Below are 16,917 nucleotides of genomic sequence, written 5' to 3'. Positions count from 1 at the left end.
TGAAAGTACGGCTACTACCAGTTCTGCTTCATGGCGGATGCGCTGCGCGAGCGGCAGCAGCTGCATTTCGCCAAGATGGTGGGCAAGTAGGGCGGCCGCAGGCGAGCACCCTGGTGCGCGTTCAGGGCTTGTCCTTGACGGCGGCGAGGATCTGGTTGATGACCTCACGCCCCGGCGGCGTCCACGGCGCGATGAGCTCGAAGTGGCCTGCATGGTCCAGGCTGGTGATGGCGACGGCCTCGCCGCTGGCTTGGGCGCGCGCCTGGTAGCGCCAGGCGTAGGCGGGTGGGACGATGGCGTCGTAGACGCCGCTGACCAGCGTCTGCTTCACGCCCAGCGGCAGCAGCGCGGCGGGTGAGGTGTCGCTCCAGGCGTCCTTGTCGACGCGCTTGGCGACGTCGACCAACTGCGTCAGCGTTTCTGTCGGGCAGCCGGTGCGCCCATCCGTGGCCTGCTTCAGATCGGGAATGGCGGCGATGCCCACCACCGCCTGAATGGGCAAGGGCTTGGCCGTCTTCAGCGGGCTGCCATCGGCAATTTTGGGCCGCGCCGCCGCCCACAACGCGAGGTGGCCGCCGGCGGAATGGCCGGCCGCGACCACGCGGGTCAGGTCGAGCGCGTATTGGCCTGCCACGTCGCGCAGCTTGTCGACGCCGTTGGCCACATCGAGAAAAGTGCCCGGGTAGCCGCCGCCTTCGTGGCCGAGGCGGCGGTAGGTCAGGCTCCACACCGCGACGCCGTGCTGGCGCAAGTCCTCCGCAAGGAAGGCGACCAACTCCGGCCCGGGCAGCGCCGCCATCCAGCAACCACCGTGGACCAGCACCACGACAGGGTGCGGGCCTGCGCCCGCGGGTAGCCACAGCTCGGCGTATTGGTGGGCGTCCTGGCCGTAGGCCATTTTCTGATGGGGCGCGGGGCGGTCGGGGCGGTCGAGGATCTGGCGGTAGGTCAGCACTTGGGCGCCGGCCGTGGAGGACACCGCCGCCAGCGTTGCCAGACAGGCGATGGTGAAGAGGTGGCGCAGGAGGTGCATGGTGTTGCCAAGTGTGTGATGCCGCGATGCTGCCAGAGCATTGCGGATTGGTCAAAATCGTATATATAATGAGAATTATTCGCAATTGCAATTGCATTCGCGTTCCATAAAAGAACACTCGCTTTCAACTCACTTACCAAGAAACCAAGGAAACCATGGCCCGCTCGCAACAGCCCCAGCAACAGCCCTCGCGCCTGCGCAAACCCCAATCCCTGCGTGCCCAATTGCGCGCTGCCACGCCGCCCAGCAGCCTGAGCGCCAGCTCTGCTGCTTTGTTGGGTATTTCTGGCCTGGGCTTGTCCGCCGCCCTGCTGGTGCCGCTGAGCACGCTGGCTCAGACGGCCTCACCGGCTGCTCCTGTGACTTCGGCCACGCCGGCCGCGCCTGCGGCATCGGCCGCGCAAGCTGGCAAGGCCGCTGGTTCGCTGCCGGTGGTGACGGTGCAAGAGAAGGCCATCGACCCGAACCCGAACGCCGAAGTGGGCGTGCCTTACAAGGCCAAGACCTCGGCCGACAGCCGCCACACCCGCCCGCTGGCGGAGACGCCGCAAACCATCCAGGTGCTGACCAAGGCGTCGATTGACGACTCGGGCTTCACCGACCTGAAGAAGATCTTGAGCGCGCAGCCCGGCATCACACTGGGCACGGGCGAAAACGGCAACGCCTTTGGCGACCGTTACATCATCCGCGGCCAGGAGGCGCGCAGCGATGTGTTTGTGGACGGCCTGCGCGACCCCGGCATGAGCACGCGTGAGAGCTTTGCCATCGAGCAGCTGGAAATCTCCAAGGGACCCAATTCGAGCTTTGCCGGCCGTGGCACTGCTGGCGGCGCCATCAATGCCATCACCAAGCAAGCCACGCTGGACTATGACTTCGCCCGACTGTCGGCCGGCTTTGGCACCGACAGCTATGGCCGCTTCAGCACCGACATCAACCACGTCTTCACCGACCAGACGGCGCTGCGCGCCAACCTGCTGTGGGACGATGAGGGCGTGCCGGACCGCGCGCCCTCCAAACGCAGCCGCAAGGGCGTGGCGCTGTCGGGCGTGTACGAGGCGAGCAAGGACTTGTCCATCACGCTGGACTACTACGGCCTGCGCGCACGCGACAAGTACCCCGACCTGGGCACCTACCTGGTGGGTGCGGTGCCCGACCGCGTGCCGGCCAAGAACGTGCCGACCTACGCGCAGGACAACGACTTCTTGACGTCGGACACGGACACGCTGACGGCGCGCATCAAGTGGAAGCTGTCGCCGACGCTGAGCATCAACAGCCTGACGCGCTACGGCCAGACCAGCAACGCCTACGGCACCACGGGTGCGGCCTATGCCGCCACGCGCTACAACGGCACCACCGGCGCGGTGTACGCCAGCGCGTCCATCGACAACGGCCACACCGGCTGGCAAGAGGTGGACTACTTCGCCCACCAGACCAACCTGCGCTGGGACACCAAGCTGGGCAACACCAAGAACGAATTCGTCTTCGGCGTGGAGTACACCGACCACAAGGTGGTGTCGGGCAACTACGCGGTGGCCAACAGCGGCGCCTTCAATTGCAAAACCACCGCCGGCGTGGGTGCCAACAACGGCTTTTGCATCTTTGACCAAGCCGGCAATGTGGTGAACAACCTGACAGGCGTGACCGGCCGCACCTACACGCGCCGTGGCTTCAGCGGCGACTGGCACGTGAAGACCACGGCCTTGAGCGTGATGGACACCATCGACCTGACGGACCAGTGGACGCTGTTTGCCGGCCTGCGCGCCGACCACTTCGACCTGAGCCTGCAGACGCGCAACAACACCACGGAAGTGGTGACTGGCAACTACAGCTACCAGGACACGCTGGTGAACGGCAACTTTGGCATCACCTACAAGATCAGCCCTGCGGGCATGGTCTACTTCTCGGTGGCAACGTCGCAGGACATCAACGGCGGCGAGCCGGACTCGGGCACCAACTCGGGTTACGGCGGCACGGTGGTCTACAACGGCCAGGTGGCTGGCGCCAAGCCCGAGACCGCGCGCAACATCGAGATCGGCACCAAGTGGAACGTGCTGGACGACAAGCTGCTGGCCACGGCGGCCATCTTCCAGACCACCAAGGACGACGTGATGGAAGGCGCCAACTACGACACGGTGGGCACCTTCAACACCGGCTCGCTGCGCGTAAAGGGCGTTGAGATCGGCCTGCAGGGCAACATCACGCCGCAGTTCACCGTGCAGGCGGGCATCTCGTGGCTGAACTCCGAGATTTTGAAGTCGGTCACGGCCGCCAGCATTGGCAAGCCGCTGGCCAACTTTGCCAACCGCACGGCGTCCATCCAGGGCAAGTACCAGTTCACCGATGCCTTCGCGTTTGGCGCGGCAGCCCGCTATGAGAGCGACCGCTGCGGCGGCCAACCCGACACGGCGGCCGGCTTTGACACGCTGAACCGCTGCACGCAGCCCATCCCCTCGTTCGCGGTGTATGACCTGTTTGCCACCTACCGCGTGAACAAGAATCTGGACCTGCGCGTGAACGTGCAGAACGTGGGCAACAAGGACTACTACACCGCGGGTTACCGCGCGGGCTTTTTCGTGTACAAAGGCGATGCCCGTTCCACCCGCGTGACGGTGAACTACGAGTTCTGACCAGTTTGATGGGGGCGGGTGGAGACACCTGCCATTGCGGCAGACTGGGCTCACGTTCAGTCTGCCTTTTTTCTTTTGTTGATGTGAGTTGATGAGCGACCCTTCGTGAACGACCGTCTTCAGGCGCCTGCCAGCGCCATACCCCCCGATGTGCTGTGCGCACAGGACTACGAGCGCCTGGCGCCGCTGTACCTGGCGCCCGCCACGCTGGCTTACATCGAAGGCGGCAGTGGGCAGGACGTGACGGCACAGGCCAATGTGCACGCGTTTGCGCGCTGGGCGGTGCTGCCGCGTGTGTTGTGCGATGTGTCGCAAGGGCACACGCGTGTGACATTGGCCGGCCAGGCGCTGGCGCACCCGGTGCTGCTGGCGCCGCTGGCCCTGCAGAAGTTGGCGCACCCGCGTGGTGAGGTGGAAACGGCGCGCGGCGCCGGCGCCACCGACACACTGATGCTGTGCAGCACGCTGTCCACCTGCACACTGGAAGAGGTGGCGAGGGTTGGTGCGGCGCCGAGGTGGTTTCAGTTGTATTTGCAGCCCACGCGCGAGGCCACGCTGGCGCTGGTGCGGCGGGCCGAGGCTGCAGGCTACCAGGCGATTGTGCTGACGCTGGACGCCGCCGTGCAGGCGCCCAGCCTGTCCGCTTTGCGCGCGGGCTTCTCGATGCCGCGCGATTGCATGCCGGTCAACCTGGCGGGGCAGGCGGTGGCCGCGCCAGCCGCCGTGGCGGAAGGGCAAAGCGCGGTATTGCAAGGGCTGATGCGGCTGGCGCCCAGTTGGGACGATGTGGACTGGCTGCTGGGCCAGACCCAGCTGCCTGTGTGGGCCAAGGGCGTGCTGCACCCGGACGACGCGGTGGCGCTCAAAGCGCGCGGCGTCGCAGGGCTGGTGGTGTCCAACCACGGTGGGCGCAGCCTGGACGGGGCGCCGGCCAGCCTGCTGATGCTGCCCGGCGTGCGTGCAGCGGTGGGTGACGGACTGCCGCTGGTGCTGGATGGCGGCGTGCGCAGCGGGGCGGATGTGTTCAAGGCGCTGGCGCTGGGCGCCGACGCGGTGGCGGTGGGGCGCCTGCAGGTGTATGCGCTGGCGGTGGCCGGTGCCCTGGGTGTGGCCCACATGCTGAAACTGCTGCGCGATGAGCTGGAGCTGTGCATGGCGGCGGCGGGCTGCGCCACGCTGGCAGACATCACGCCAGATGCGTTGAGAGAAGTTTGAAAGAGCAAATGCGATGTTGATCACGCTGGACCAGGTGTTGACGAAGGACGAGGTGGCGCAATTTCGCCGCCAGCTGGATGCGGCCGAGTGGCAGGACGGCACGGCCACGGCTGGCACGCTGGCCCGCCACGTGAAGCAGAACCAGCAGCTGGACGATGGCAGTGCAGTGGCGCGGGAGTTGGGTAACCACATCCTGCGCGCCCTGGGCAACAACCCGGCGTTTGTGTCGGCCGCGCTGGCGAAGAAAATCTACCCACCCAAATTCAACCGCTATGCCGGCGGTGGCACCTATGGCGCGCATGTGGACAGCGCGGTGATGCAAGTGCCCGGCACGGGGCAGGATTTGCGCAGCGACCTGTCGGCCACGCTGTTCCTGGCCGAGCCGGACGAGTACGAAGGCGGCGAGCTGGAGATAGAAACCGGCTTTGGCGTGCAGGCGGTGAAGCTGGAGGCCGGCGACCTGGTGCTGTACCCCAGCAGCAGCCTGCACCGGGTGACGCCGGTGACGCAAGGGGCGCGCGTGGCCTCTTTCTTCTGGATAGAGAGCCTGGTGCGCGACGAGGGCGCGCGTGCGCTGCTGTATGAGCTGGACCAGGCGATACAGGGGCTGACGCCGGTGGCTGGCGCGGGCAATGCGGACGTGCTGGCGCTGACGGGCGTGTACCACAACCTGCTGCGGCGCTGGGCTGTGACCTGATGGTTGCGTGATGTGAATCGATGATGGCTGTATTTTTGTGAGCAAGGAGAACCTGACGATGACTTCCAAACACCTGTTGAACAAGATCGCATTGGCCGTTGTGCTGGCCGTGGCCGCTGGCGGCGCCATGGCGCACGGCAATGTGAAGTGCAAGGCCTACCCGAAGGAAGAGTGGAAGCCGCACAGCGAACTGCAGCAAAAGCTGGAGAAGGACGGCTGGACCATTCGCCGCATGGAAAAGACCGAAACCTGCTACGAGGTGTATGGCAAGGATCCGCAGGGCAAGCGGGTGGAAGCCTTCTTCGATCCGAAGACGTTTGAACGCGTTGAAGAAAAGTAACCGGCTGCGCGTCTGGGACGTGCCGGTGCGCCTGCTGCACTGGAGCCTGGTGGTCTGCGTGGCCGGCGCCTGGTTCACGCGCCACAACCACATGGGCGAGGGGCACCAGTGGTGGGGCTATGGTGCGCTGGCTGCGGCCACGCTGCGGCTGCTGTGGGGCTTCTTCGGCGGTGGCCGCTATGCGCGCTTCACCCAATTCGTGCGCCGCGTGGCGCCCACGTTGGCCTATGCGCGAGCAGTGCTCACCGGCCGCGCGGCGCGCTACATCGGCCACAACCCGCTGGGCGGTTGGATGGTGGTGGCGCTGCTCGGCTGCGTGGGCCTGCTTGGGTTCACCGGCTGGCTGTACACCACCGACATGTTCTGGGGCTATGGCTGGCTGGCCACGTTGCACGAGTGGCTGGGCTGGGGGCTGTTGGTGCTGGTGGGGCTGCACCTGGGCGGCGTGGTGTTCACCAGCTGGCAGCACCGGGAGAACCTGGTGCGGGCGATGGTGACGGGGACGAAGCCGGCGGCGCAGGACGGCGACGTGGCTTAGGCCGGCGCAGCTTGCGCGCGGGACCTCACGGCTGGCGCGCCTGTTCCGTTCGCAGCGATGCGCGGCCGGATTCCACGTCGAACACCCGCAGCGCCGGCCATGCTGGCCAACCCGCCGCCGTGTCCGGTGCCCCACCGGCCGCGAACGTGGCCAGCGACCGCATCATCGCCTGCGACAGCGCCAGCCGGCCCGGTTCGTTGGCGCGCGTGAACGAGATGCTCGAATACAGGCTGGGCCCGAAGTTGCCGAACACGAACGGCAGGTCGAACGTGTGGGCGGCGCCAAACACCGTGTCAAACGGCGGCGGCAGGTCGTCCCAGTCGAAGCGGTAGGCCCACACGGCGTCCTGGCGTGCGCGCAGGGCGTCCAGCACGTCGTTGCGGATCGCCGTGAACCACAGGCGCTGCAGTTCGCGCGCGCGGGCGTTGAAGCCGGTGGCAGGTTGGTCCACCGGCAGGTAGGCGGCCGGCACCCAGTCTTCCACGCGCGAGGCCGGCGCGGCCTCAGGATCGTAGCCATAGGCCAGCTTGAAGACGGCGGCATCGTCCGGCAAACGGCCGCTGACGCCGCCCAGGTCGGGGCGGATGGCGAACAGCTGCGGAAACAGCTTGGTCTCATCCCGCGTCATGCCGCCCAGCACGGGCACTTTCACATATTGGCCGGCGCGGATGGCGGCGATGGGGTCGGTGGCGACCACGTGGCCGTCCGGGATGGGGTTGGATGCCGACATGCCCAGCGGCGTGAGCCGCGTGCGCACCACGCCCAGCAGCGCGTCGGCGGATTGGCCGCGCAGCCAGGCGGCGTTCTCGCCGGCACTGCGCCGGTTGGCCAGCGCCGTGGCTGCCGCCGCGTCCGGCGCCGCGCCGTCGGCCACCAGCGCGTGCGCCAGCAGGGCTTGGCCGCGCGCGGTCCATACGGACTTCGGCAGCACGCCGGGGATGGCGCCCTTGGGCAGCGTGGCCGCCGTGGAGATGCCGCCGCTCAAGGCCGCGACACGGTGGAACAGCGGTTGGGCGCGCGCCGCCAGCAGCGGCGAGGCCAGCAGCGCATACACGTTCACCGCGCCGGCGGATTGGCCCATCAGCGTGACGCGCGCCGGATCGCCGCCGAAGGCTGCGATGTTGGTCTGCACGAACTGCAGGGCTTTCACAATGTCCAGCAAGGCGAAATTGCCCGAGTCGTCTTGCGGGTCGCCGGTCTTCAGGGCCGGCAGGTCCAGGAAGCCGAAGATGCCCAGGCGGTAGTTCACAGTGACGACTACGGCGTCGGCGCCGCGGGCCAGTGCCGCGCCGTCAAACAGCGGGTCGGCCGTGTAGCCGGTGATGTTGCTGCCGCCGTGCACGAACACGATCACGGGGCGCGGCGCAGCCGAGGCGCTGTAGGAGGGCGCGGGCTGCCAGACGTTCAGGTACAGGCAGTCTTCGCGGCCCAGTGTCTGACCCAGCGTGGTGCTTATGGTGGCGTCATAGCGGTTGTTCAGGCCGGGGCCGTACAGGCGGCCGGTCTGCACGCAGGCGGCGGCGAAGCTGTCGGCCAAGCGCGGCTGGGTCCACGGCGCCGGGTCGGCGGGCGCCTTCCAGCGCAGCGGGCCGACGGGTGGCGCGGCGAAGGGGATGCCTTTCCAGCTGTAGGTGCCGTCGGCGGCTGAGTTGTCAACGCCGATGACGGGGCCGTAGGAGGTTTGGCGTTGCGTGCCGGCAGGGCCTGCAGGCATGCCGGCGCAACCCGCGAGCAGCAGCGAGGAGGACAGTACGACGCAGGCGAGGGTGCGTGCGATGGGGCCTGCCATGGCTTAGTCCACCTTGATGTTGGCGGCCTTGATGACCTGCGCCCACTTCCTGGCTTCGCTGTCGATGAAGGCGCGGAAATCCGCCGCCGTGCCGCCGCGCGCCTGCAGACCGGCGGCCTCGACCTTCTTGCGCACCTCGGGGTCGGCGAGTGCCGCATTGGCCTCGGCGTTCAAGCGTTGCAGGACGGCCGCCGGCGTGCCGGCCGGCGCCATCAGCCCGTACCAGCCGTAGCCGACCACGTTGGTCAGGCCGGCTTCGACGAAAGTGGGTGTGTCGGGGTTCAACGGCGTGCGCTTTTCCGTGGCCACGGCCAGCACGCGCAGCTTGCCCGCCGCCACATGTGGCACCGCCGTGGCCAGCGCGGTCAGCGTGGCATCGATGCGGCCGGCCATCAGCTCAATGTAGGCCGGCGCGTCACCCTGGTACTGGGCCACCAGGCCCTTGGCGCCAGTGGCGCGTATGAACAGTTCGGCGGTGAGGTGGGGCGCCGAGCCAGCGCCGGGCGAGCCGAAGGTGAAGCCGTGGGGGTGGGCCTTGCCCCAGGCGACGAACTCCTGCAGCGTCTTGTACGGCGCGGCGGCGTTGACCACCAGGAACAGCGGCGCGATGGCCGTGCTGATGATGGGCTCGAAGCTCTTGCGCACGTCATACGGCAGGTTGGGGTACAGCGACTCGCCAATGGCGATGGGTGCCGCTGCGTGCAGGATGGTGTAGCCGTCGGGGGCGGCCTTGGACACCTGGTCGTTGGCGATGCGCGTGCCGGCGCCGGGCTTGTTCTCCACCACCACCGCCTGCCCAAGGCGCGCGGCCATGAAGTCGCCCAGCACGCGCGTGAGGATGTCGCTGGAGCCGCCGGCGCCGTAGGGCGAGACCAGGCGGAGGGGCCGCGCGGGCCAGGATTGCGCGAAGGCGCTGGGCATGGCGGGCGCGAGCGCTGCAGCCGAAGCGACGGCCAGCAGTTGGCGGCGAGTGAGGGTCATGTTGTCTCCTGATCTGATTGTGATGTGTTCATGCGCGGTCACGCGACGGCGCCGCTGTGGCGCAGCGCCGCGATCTGCGATGGGTCGTAGCCCGCATCGGCCAGTACCTGGGCGCCGTCGGCACCACAGGCCGGCGCGGCCGGCGGCGCGGCGCGCGGGGCATCGCCCAGGCGGTAGGGCAGGCCGAGCACGCGGTAGCCGTCGCCGCCGGGGGTGTGCGCGTGCACCAGCAGGCCGCTGGCGGCCACGTCGGGACTGGCCAGCACGTCGCGGTAGCGGCGCACGGCGCCGACGACGATCTGGTTGCCGCCCAGCAGGGCGACGCATTCGTCGCTGGTGTAGCCGCGCAGGCATTCGTCCAGCAGCGCGCGCAACTCGGCACGGTGTTGCACCCGCAGCGCGTTGGTGGCGAAGCGCGGGTCGCCAGCGAGCGCCTCGCGCCCGACGATGCGGCAAAAGCGCTGCCAATGATCTTCGGCGTAGGCCGACAGCACGACGTGGCCATCGCGCGTGGCCACGATTTCTGCCGCAGGGGCGTTGTGCGGTTGCCCGTGGCCCATGCGCGTGGGCTCGGGCGCGCCGGCCAGGTATTCGCACCAGGTGGCGGCCTGCAGGTGCAGCGCCGTCTCCAGCAGCGACACCTCCAGCGCCTGCCCGGCGCCGTGTTTTTCGCGCCCGTACAGCGCGGCCAGCACTGCCTGCGCGCCGAGTTGCGCGGCGGCTGCATCCACCACCGGCACGCCCACCTTCTGCGGCAGGCCGTCGGGCTCGCCGGTGACCGACATCAGGCCGCTCTCGGCCTGTGCCGCGATGTCGTAGCCGGGCCGGGCGTGCGAGGGCGCGTTGCTGGGGAAGCCGCTGATCGACAGGTAGACCAGCCGTGGAAAGCGCGCGCACAGCGCAGTGGGGCCCAGGCCCAGCTTGTCCACCGCGCCGGGGCGCAGGTTCTGGATGACCACGTCGGCGCCGGCGATCAGGCGCAGCGCCACCTCGCGCCCGGCGTCGCTCTTCAGGTCGAGCGCGATGGAGCGCTTGCCGCGGTTGTAGGCGCGGATCATGGATTCGCCGTAGCGGCCGATGTGGCGGGCCTGGTCGCCGGACAGCGGTTCGATCTTGGTGACGCTGGCGCCCAGTTCGGCCAGTGCCATGGCCGCACCGGGGCCGGCGATGTACTGGCCCAGGTCGATGACCCGCACGCCGGCCAGGGGCGCGGCTGGAGAAGATGCATTCACGGCCACGACGATAGACGCCGGTGCGATTGCTGTAAATTCGATAATCCTGATAGAGCGATCACTGGAAGTGATCACATTCATCTAGGAGCGCAGATTTGAAGCCGTCGAATTCCGATTACCTGGTGCGCCGGCTGCGGCTGCGCCACCTTGAATTGCTGGTGGCCCTGGCGGACATCGGCACCATGCGTGCTGCGGCCGGCCAGCTGCACCTGAGCCAGCCGGCGCTGAGCAAGATGCTGGGCGAGATCGAAACCGGCTTCGGCGCGCGGCTGTTCGAGCGCAGTGCGCAAGGGCTGACCGCGAATGCGCTGGGTGAAGCCGTGGTGTACCGCGCCCGGGTGATGCTGGGTGAATTGACCCGTGGCGAGGAGGAGGTCCATGCGCTGCGCACCGGCGCCACCGGTGTCCTGCGGCTGGGCACGCTCTCGGTCTCGGCGTCGGTGCCCCGAGCCATTGCCCACCTGCGCCAACGCCACCCCGGTGCCCGCGTGCAGGTGCAGGAAGGGCGCGTGCGCGACATGGTGCAGCGTCTGCTGGACGGTGAACTCGATTGCGTGTTCGGCGCCATCACGCCCGAGTTGCTGGCGAGCGAGCAACTGCCGCTGCTGCGACCCGCCGTGCTGCTGGAGGACGCGTTGTGCGTGTTGGCCGCCCAGGCACACCCGCTGGCGCGCAGGCGCGCTCTGGCATGGGCGGATCTGCGGGACCAGCCCTGGGTGGCGCCGCCCAAGGACACGCTGGTGCGCCAGGGGCTGATGACGGCTTTTCTCAACGGCGGCTTGCAGCCGCCGGAGCCCGTGGTCGAGGTGTTGTCCTCGGTGACGGTAGGCAGCCTGTTGCGGCTGGATCCGGCGCTGCTGGCCGCCGTCCGGGCCGACCATGCGCAGGACGAACTGGCGCGCGGCGGCGTGCGCAAGCTGGCGCTGCGGCCGGTGATGCAGCTGCCTTCGCTGGGTCTGTACACGCGCCAGTCGGGGAGCGAATTGCCACCGTTGGTGGCGGCGTTCGCCGCAGCGCTGCGCAAGTTGGGGGCGCAAGCCCCTGCAGGCTGACAGCTTGCGGGGTTGAGCTGCGTCAACCCCAAGGGCTAGCGGTTGGCATGCTGATTGCAAATGCGACAAATTCTCATTTACAATCACAGCAATCCGCACAAACCCTAGCCATGTCCGCGCTGACCTTCGCACAAGCCCCGTTGCTGTCTTACCCCGCCAACCGCCGCAGCCCGCTGGTGGCCGGCGGTGTGGTGGCTTTCCATCTGGCGCTGCTGTGGGCGGTGCACAGCGGGCTGATGCGCCGCGCGGTGGACGTGGTGGTGCCGCCTTCGGTGCTGAAGGTGTTTGTGGAGCTGCCGGCACCCGAGGTGGCGCCGCCGCCGGTGGTGGTGAAGAAGGTGGAGCCGCCGCGCCCGCACGAGCCGGCACCTCAGCAGCAGAAGGTGGAAGCCCCGCCCCCGCTGGTGGAGGCCGTGGCCATGACCACTGCGCCCACCGGCACGTTTGCCACGCCGCCGGCCGCCGCACCGGCACCGGCACCGGCACCAGCACCCGTGGCGCCCCCCGCGCCCAAGGTGGAACTGCCCAGTGGCGACGCCGCCTACCTGCAAAACCCCAAGCCGGTGTACCCGACCGTGAGCCGCCGCCTGGGCGAGAAGGGCAAGGTGGTGGTGCGGGTGCTGATAGGCGTGGACGGCGCGGCGCAGAAGGCCGAGATCTACCAGTCCAGCGGCTTTCAGCGGCTGGACGACGCGGCGATGAACACGGTGACCAAGTGGCGCTATGTGCCCGGCCGGCGCGATGGCGCACCCGAGGCGATGTGGTTCAACGTGCCGATTGATTTCGTGCTGGGTTGACTTTCCGCCGGGCTAGCGGCTTGCCGGGCTGGGCGCGGTTGCAGACGGCACTACACTGTGGCGTGCTGCCGCCAGCGCGGCGCGTGACCAACCCTGAACCTACCCCCGAAGACGATGGAACCGATCAAGCCCTTATTCATGTTGGGTTCACACTTCAATGTGCTGGACAAGGACAAGTTCCAGGCCGGCCTGCAAATGCTGCGCGAAAGCCTGTTCGACGGCGGCAAGACCTTGTTTTCCGCGGACAACATGATCCTGTGGAACCGCAACCTGAGCTTCTTGCGCGACCCGTTCTTCCTCGAGCCGCTGCACGACGACAGCCTGAGCATCGAGGAAAAAAGCTCGGTGTGGCGGCGCTACATCCTGCTGTATTTTGCCGAGCTGGCCACCCACCTGACCGGCGACTTCCTGGAGCTGGGTTGCTACCAGGGCCGCACGGCGCTGGACGTGCTGCGCAAGCTGGATCTGACCGCGCTGGGCAAGCGCTACTACCTGTACGACCTGTTCGAGTGGCGCGAGGGTGACGGCCACTCGCATCTGGCGGCCCATGACACGCCGGACATGTATGCACAGGTGCTGAAGCGCTTTGCGCCCTACCCCTGCGTGCAGGTGGTCAAGGGCCGGGTGCCGGAGTCGTTTGCCCAGGGTTTCCCCGATCGCATTGCCTTCGCCCACATCGACATGAACCACTGGGTGCCCGAGGCGGCCGCGCTGGAGGCGGTGTTGCCGCGGCTGGAGCCGCGTGGCGCGATCGTGTTTGACGACTACGGTTGGTGGGGCTACTCGGCGCAGAAGGCCTCGCTGGACCCGATTGCGGCGCGGCATGGGCTGAAGATCCTGGAGCTGCCCACGGGGCAGGGCTTGCTGATCAAGCCATGAACAGCACCGCGCAAGTCCCCGGCGACCCGGTGCTGAGCGTGGCGCCGCTGGGCTTTCCGTGGCAGACGCTGGACCCTTTTCTCTTTTGCGTGCACCACGACGACCTGTACCCGGCGGGCAATGACGCGCTGGGGCCGGCGGCCTCGCTCGAAGGGCGCGACATGGGCCAGGACTTTGCCGGCAAGGACGGCTGGCGCATGTACCACGGCCGCACGGTGCCGGGCTTCCCCGGCCACCCGCATCGCGGCTTCGAGACCGTGACGGTGGTGCGGCATGGACTGATCGACCATTCGGATTCGCTGGGCGCCACGGCACGCTTTGGCCAGGGCGATGCGCAGTGGCTGACGGCAGGCAGCGGCATCGTGCACAGCGAGATGTTCCCGCTGCTGGACAAGGACGGCCCGAACCGGCTGGAGCTGTTCCAGATCTGGCTGAACCTGGCGGCCAAGGACAAGATGGTGGCGCCGTATTTCGGCATGTACTGGAACGGCGACATTCCCCGGCGCACGCTGCGCGACGCGGACGGGCACGAGACGCGTGTGACGGTGGTGGCCGGCACCTATGCCGACGCCCAGCCGCTGCCGCCACCGCCCAACAGCTGGGCCAGCGCACCGGGCAGCGACGTGGCGATCTGGACCATCGCGATGGATGCGCAAGCGCAGTGGCAAATGCCGGCAGCGCAGCCGGGCACGAACCGGGTGCTGTACTTCTTCAGCGGCGAGAAATTGCGTGTGGGCACGCGCGACGTGGCGGTGGGCCATGCGGTGCAACTGCGCGCCGAGCAGGCGGTGATGCTGCACAACACCGGCGGCCAGGTGGCCGAGGCGTTGCTGCTGCAGGGCCGGCCGATCGGCGAACCGGTGGCGCAGTATGGGCCGTTCGTGATGAACACGCAGGCCGAGATCCAGCAGGCTTTCAACGACTACCGGCGCACGCAGTTTGGCGGCTGGCCGTTTGCCGACGAGCAGCCGGTGCACCCGCGCACGCAGGCGCGGTTTGCGCGGCATGCGGATGGGAAGGTGGAAGAGGGGCGGTGACGCCTCTCTTCACCCTGCTTGTTCTGGTGCGTCGGCACTGGGGCTGACGTTTTCGTGTGGCGCCGGGTGTTTCAGGTAGTCGTTCAAGGCCTGGGAGATGGCAGCGAGCGTGGCCTGGGTCTGTTCCAGTTCCTGGATGGTTTTGAGCAGTTCGTCGTGGTCTGACGGCGGCGGATTCTCTGTGGGCATGGCGCGCAACACGGCCCGCCCAGGCAGCTGCCTGGCGGGCCGCGTTTTGGTGTCGGTGGGTTGAGTCTTAGAACGTGTCCCAGCCCCCATCGACACCGGCGACAGCCAGTGCCTTGGGTGCAACCACGGGCGCCGCTACGGCGGGCTTGGCCTTGGGCTTGGCGGCGGTGGCGCCAGTGGTGCGCGGGGTGCCGATGGCGCGGCGCTCTTCGCCCTTGAAGGCAACGCCGGCCGTGCTGTCCGCGCGCACCGCCACCGGGGCGGTCAGCGCCGGCTGTTCGTGGCCCGTGTCCAGCTTGAACACGCTCACCACCTGCACCAGGTCACCGGCCTGGCCGCGCAGGCTGGAGGCGGCGGCGGCCATCTCTTCCACCAGGGCGGCGTTTTGCTGCGTCACCTGGTCCATCTGCTGAACCGCTTCGCCGATCTGCGCCACGCCCTGGCTCTGCTCGGTGCTGGCGGCGCTGATCTCACCCATGATGTCGGTCACGCGCTTGATCGAGCTGACCACTTCGCTCATGGTCACGCCGGCCTTGTCCACCAGGGTGGTGCCTTGTTCCACGCGCTCCACGCTGTCGTTGATCAGGGTCTTGATCTCCTTGGCAGCATCGGCACTGCGGCCGGCCAGGCTGCGCACTTCACTGGCCACCACGGCAAAGCCGCGGCCCTGCTCGCCGGCGCGCGCTGCTTCCACGGCGGCGTTGAGCGCCAGGATGTTGGTCTGGAAGGCGATGCCGTCGATGACGCTGATGATGTCGGAAATCTTCTTCGATGAATCGTTGATGCCCTTCATGGTCACCACCACCTGGTTGACCACTTCGCCGCCGTTGATGGCCACCGTGGACGCGCTCTTGGCCAGCTGGTCGGCCTGGCGGGCGTTGTCGGCGTTTTGCTTGACGGTGGAGGCCAGCTCTTCCATGGAGGCGGCGGTTTCTTCCAGCGCGCTGGCCTGCTGCTCGGTGCGCTGGCTCAGGTCGTTGTTGCCCTGGGCGATCTGGGTGCTGGCCGAGGCCACGGATTCGGACCCCTGGCGCACCTGGTTGACCACCTTGGCGAGGTCGTTGTTCATCTTCATCAGCGCGCGCACCAGCTGGCCGACTTCGTCCTTGCTGTCGCTGTGGATGCGCGACGACAGGTCGCCCACGGCGACGGCTTCGGCCAGCTTCAGCGCGCTGCCCACGGGGGCGGTGATGGAGCGGGTGATGGCCCAGGCCAGCAGCGCGCCGATGGACACGGCGGCGACCAGCAGCGCGATGACGGCGGTACGGGTGGACGCGTACTGGCTTTGCGACAGCTGGTAGGCGCCATCGGAGCCCTTGGTCTGCACCTCGATGTCTTTCTCGATCAGGTCCAGCAGTTCGTTGAAGGTCTTGCGCGGTGTGCCGCCGAAGGCGGCGCGCAGGGCGTCCGTCACGCCGTCAGACGCGCGGGAGGTCTTCACCACCTCTGCCAGCGCGGCGTAGTAGCGCTGCTCAGCCGCCTTGATGCTGTCGGCCAGCGCCTTTTCCTCCGGCGAGTCGACGGTCTCGGTATAGCGCTTGAAGGTCGCGGCGGCCTTGGCCTTGCCGGCTTCGATGCCCTTCTCCTGGTCGGCGAACTCCGCGTCCGACCTGGACATCACGTGGCGGGACGCGGCGCGGTGGATGCCGTCGATGTTCGCGCGGTACTCGCCCAGGTACTTGGTGGCCGCCAGCCAGTTGGTGGCGATGTCGGAGGTGGCCTCGTTGATGACGGCCAGACGGCTGATGGCAAACACGCCCAGCACCAGGCTCAGGGCCAGCACGATGGCAAAGCCCAAGGCGAGCCGCACGCCGATTTTCAGGTTGGAGATTTTCATGGTGTTCTCGCAGTGGGTTTATTGAACGGTTTGGGAGACCAGGCCCATCTCGGCGCTGGCCATGAGCTTTTCGATGTCCAGCAGCACCAGCATGCGCTCCTGGATGGTGGCGATGGCCTGGATGTGGCTGCTGATGAGGCTGGCCGTCATGTCGGGCACCGGGCGCTTTTCTTCAGCCGTCAGCGAAATGACGTCGGACACGCCGTCCACCACCATGCCCAGCACCTGGCGACCGACGTTGATGACGATCACCACCGTCAGGTGGTCGTAGTCCACCTGGGTCAGGCCGAACTTGATGCGCATGTCGATGATGGGGACGATGACGCCGCGCAGGTTGACCACACCTTTGATGAAATCCGGCGCGTTGGCCATGCGGGTGGGGGATTCGTAAGAGCGGATTTCCTGCACGCACAGGATGTCGATGCCGTAGTGTTCGCTGCCCAGTTTGAAGGCCAGGTACTCGGACGGACGGCTGGTCTGCGACGCGGCAGTCGGGGAGGCCGTGGTTGGCAAGGTTGTGGTCTGGATCATCGCTGCGGCTTTCGTAAGGAAGGATGGAAGCAAGACGTTTCAATCTGTTAGATCGGTATCATCGATTTAATCTGACCGCATGTCAAGCGTTTTAATCGATTAAATCTAAATTATCGTATTTGGCAGAACGCGTATACAATCGC

General features: G+C 67.5%; 16 protein-coding genes. 9 read left to right on the top strand and 7 right to left on the bottom strand.

The genetic code is table 11. From position 1 onward, the window contains the following. Positions 1–121 precede the first annotated feature (121 nt). Positions 122–1,033: an alpha/beta hydrolase gene (locus tag AC1DX2_RS07250; RefSeq protein WP_477195619.1), complete on the bottom strand. Its 912-nt coding sequence runs from the start codon at positions 1,031–1,033 to the stop codon at positions 122–124. 155 nt (positions 1,034–1,188) lie between these two features. Here AC1DX2_RS07250 and AC1DX2_RS07245 point away from each other — a divergent pair, with 155 nt between their 5' ends. The 5 genes from AC1DX2_RS07245 (at position 1,189) to AC1DX2_RS07225 (ending at position 6,450) form a co-directional block, all read left to right on the top strand. Then, entirely contained in the window at positions 1,189–3,660 is a 2,472-nt protein-coding gene (locus AC1DX2_RS07245) for a TonB-dependent receptor (RefSeq protein WP_477195618.1), read from the top strand. 105 nt (positions 3,661–3,765) lie between these two features. Further along, complete coding sequence (locus tag AC1DX2_RS07240) at positions 3,766–4,875, top strand: alpha-hydroxy acid oxidase (protein WP_477195617.1); 1,110 nt, start codon at positions 3,766–3,768, stop codon at positions 4,873–4,875. Between the two features lie 13 nt (positions 4,876–4,888). Continuing rightward, positions 4,889–5,572: a Fe2+-dependent dioxygenase gene (locus AC1DX2_RS07235; RefSeq protein ID WP_477195616.1), complete on the top strand. Its 684-nt coding sequence runs from the start codon at positions 4,889–4,891 to the stop codon at positions 5,570–5,572. A gap of 58 nt (positions 5,573–5,630) precedes the next feature. After that, a complete protein-coding gene (locus tag AC1DX2_RS07230) occupies positions 5,631–5,912 on the top strand; it encodes a PepSY domain-containing protein (protein ID WP_477195615.1) in 282 nt (93 codons plus the stop codon). Next, the gene (locus AC1DX2_RS07225) at positions 5,899–6,450 is read left to right on the top strand and encodes a cytochrome b/b6 domain-containing protein (RefSeq protein ID WP_477195614.1); all 552 of its coding nucleotides are present in this window, start codon (positions 5,899–5,901) and stop codon (positions 6,448–6,450) included. The genes AC1DX2_RS07230 and AC1DX2_RS07225 overlap by 14 nt, the downstream gene beginning before the upstream one ends. Positions 6,451–6,475: 25 nt before the next feature. Here AC1DX2_RS07225 and AC1DX2_RS07220 read toward each other — a convergent pair whose 3' ends face one another. The 3 genes from AC1DX2_RS07220 to AC1DX2_RS07210 are packed head-to-tail and all read right to left on the bottom strand — an operon-like array spanning position 6,476 to position 10,452. Then, positions 6,476–8,239, bottom strand: coding sequence for a carboxylesterase/lipase family protein (locus AC1DX2_RS07220; protein WP_477195613.1), 1,764 nt, complete (start codon positions 8,237–8,239; stop codon positions 6,476–6,478). Positions 8,240–8,242: 3 nt separating this feature from the next. Continuing rightward, positions 8,243–9,220 carry a Bug family tripartite tricarboxylate transporter substrate binding protein gene (locus tag AC1DX2_RS07215; RefSeq protein WP_477195612.1) on the bottom strand — a complete coding sequence of 326 codons (978 nt, stop codon included), beginning with the start codon at positions 9,218–9,220 and terminating at the stop codon, positions 8,243–8,245. A gap of 38 nt (positions 9,221–9,258) precedes the next feature. After that, complete coding sequence (locus tag AC1DX2_RS07210) at positions 9,259–10,452, bottom strand: CaiB/BaiF CoA transferase family protein (RefSeq protein WP_477195611.1); 1,194 nt, start codon at positions 10,450–10,452, stop codon at positions 9,259–9,261. A gap of 95 nt (positions 10,453–10,547) precedes the next feature. On the opposite strand from AC1DX2_RS07210, the gene AC1DX2_RS07205 reads away from it, so the two are divergent. The 4 genes from AC1DX2_RS07205 (at position 10,548) to AC1DX2_RS07190 (ending at position 14,217) form a co-directional block, all read left to right on the top strand. Beyond that, positions 10,548–11,504: a LysR family transcriptional regulator gene (locus AC1DX2_RS07205; protein WP_477195610.1), complete on the top strand. Its 957-nt coding sequence runs from the start codon at positions 10,548–10,550 to the stop codon at positions 11,502–11,504. Between the two features lie 110 nt (positions 11,505–11,614). Continuing rightward, positions 11,615–12,301, top strand: coding sequence for an energy transducer TonB (locus tag AC1DX2_RS07200; protein WP_477195609.1), 687 nt, complete (start codon positions 11,615–11,617; stop codon positions 12,299–12,301). 138 nt (positions 12,302–12,439) lie between these two features. Further along, complete coding sequence (locus AC1DX2_RS07195) at positions 12,440–13,180, top strand: class I SAM-dependent methyltransferase (protein WP_477195608.1); 741 nt, start codon at positions 12,440–12,442, stop codon at positions 13,178–13,180. Beyond that, the gene (locus tag AC1DX2_RS07190) at positions 13,177–14,217 is read left to right on the top strand and encodes a pirin family protein (RefSeq protein WP_477195607.1); all 1,041 of its coding nucleotides are present in this window, start codon (positions 13,177–13,179) and stop codon (positions 14,215–14,217) included. The genes AC1DX2_RS07195 and AC1DX2_RS07190 overlap by 4 nt, the downstream gene beginning before the upstream one ends. A 9-nt stretch (positions 14,218–14,226) precedes the next feature. Here AC1DX2_RS07190 and AC1DX2_RS07185 read toward each other — a convergent pair whose 3' ends face one another. The 3 genes from AC1DX2_RS07185 to AC1DX2_RS07175 form a co-directional block, all read right to left on the bottom strand. After that, positions 14,227–14,406 (bottom strand): hypothetical protein, encoded by a 180-nt coding sequence (locus tag AC1DX2_RS07185; RefSeq protein ID WP_477195606.1) that lies wholly within the window; start codon positions 14,404–14,406, stop codon positions 14,227–14,229. A gap of 67 nt (positions 14,407–14,473) precedes the next feature. After that, entirely contained in the window at positions 14,474–16,243 is a 1,770-nt protein-coding gene (locus AC1DX2_RS07180; protein WP_477195605.1) for a methyl-accepting chemotaxis protein, read from the bottom strand. A gap of 18 nt (positions 16,244–16,261) precedes the next feature. Beyond that, entirely contained in the window at positions 16,262–16,774 is a 513-nt protein-coding gene (locus tag AC1DX2_RS07175) for a chemotaxis protein CheW (protein ID WP_477195604.1), read from the bottom strand. Positions 16,775–16,917: the final 143 nt, after the last annotated feature.

The sequence above is a fragment of the Hylemonella sp. P2_B10 genome (assembly GCF_056404875.1).
Note: the sequence above shows the minus strand (reverse complement) of the source record. Positions and strands in the feature narration are given on the sequence as shown.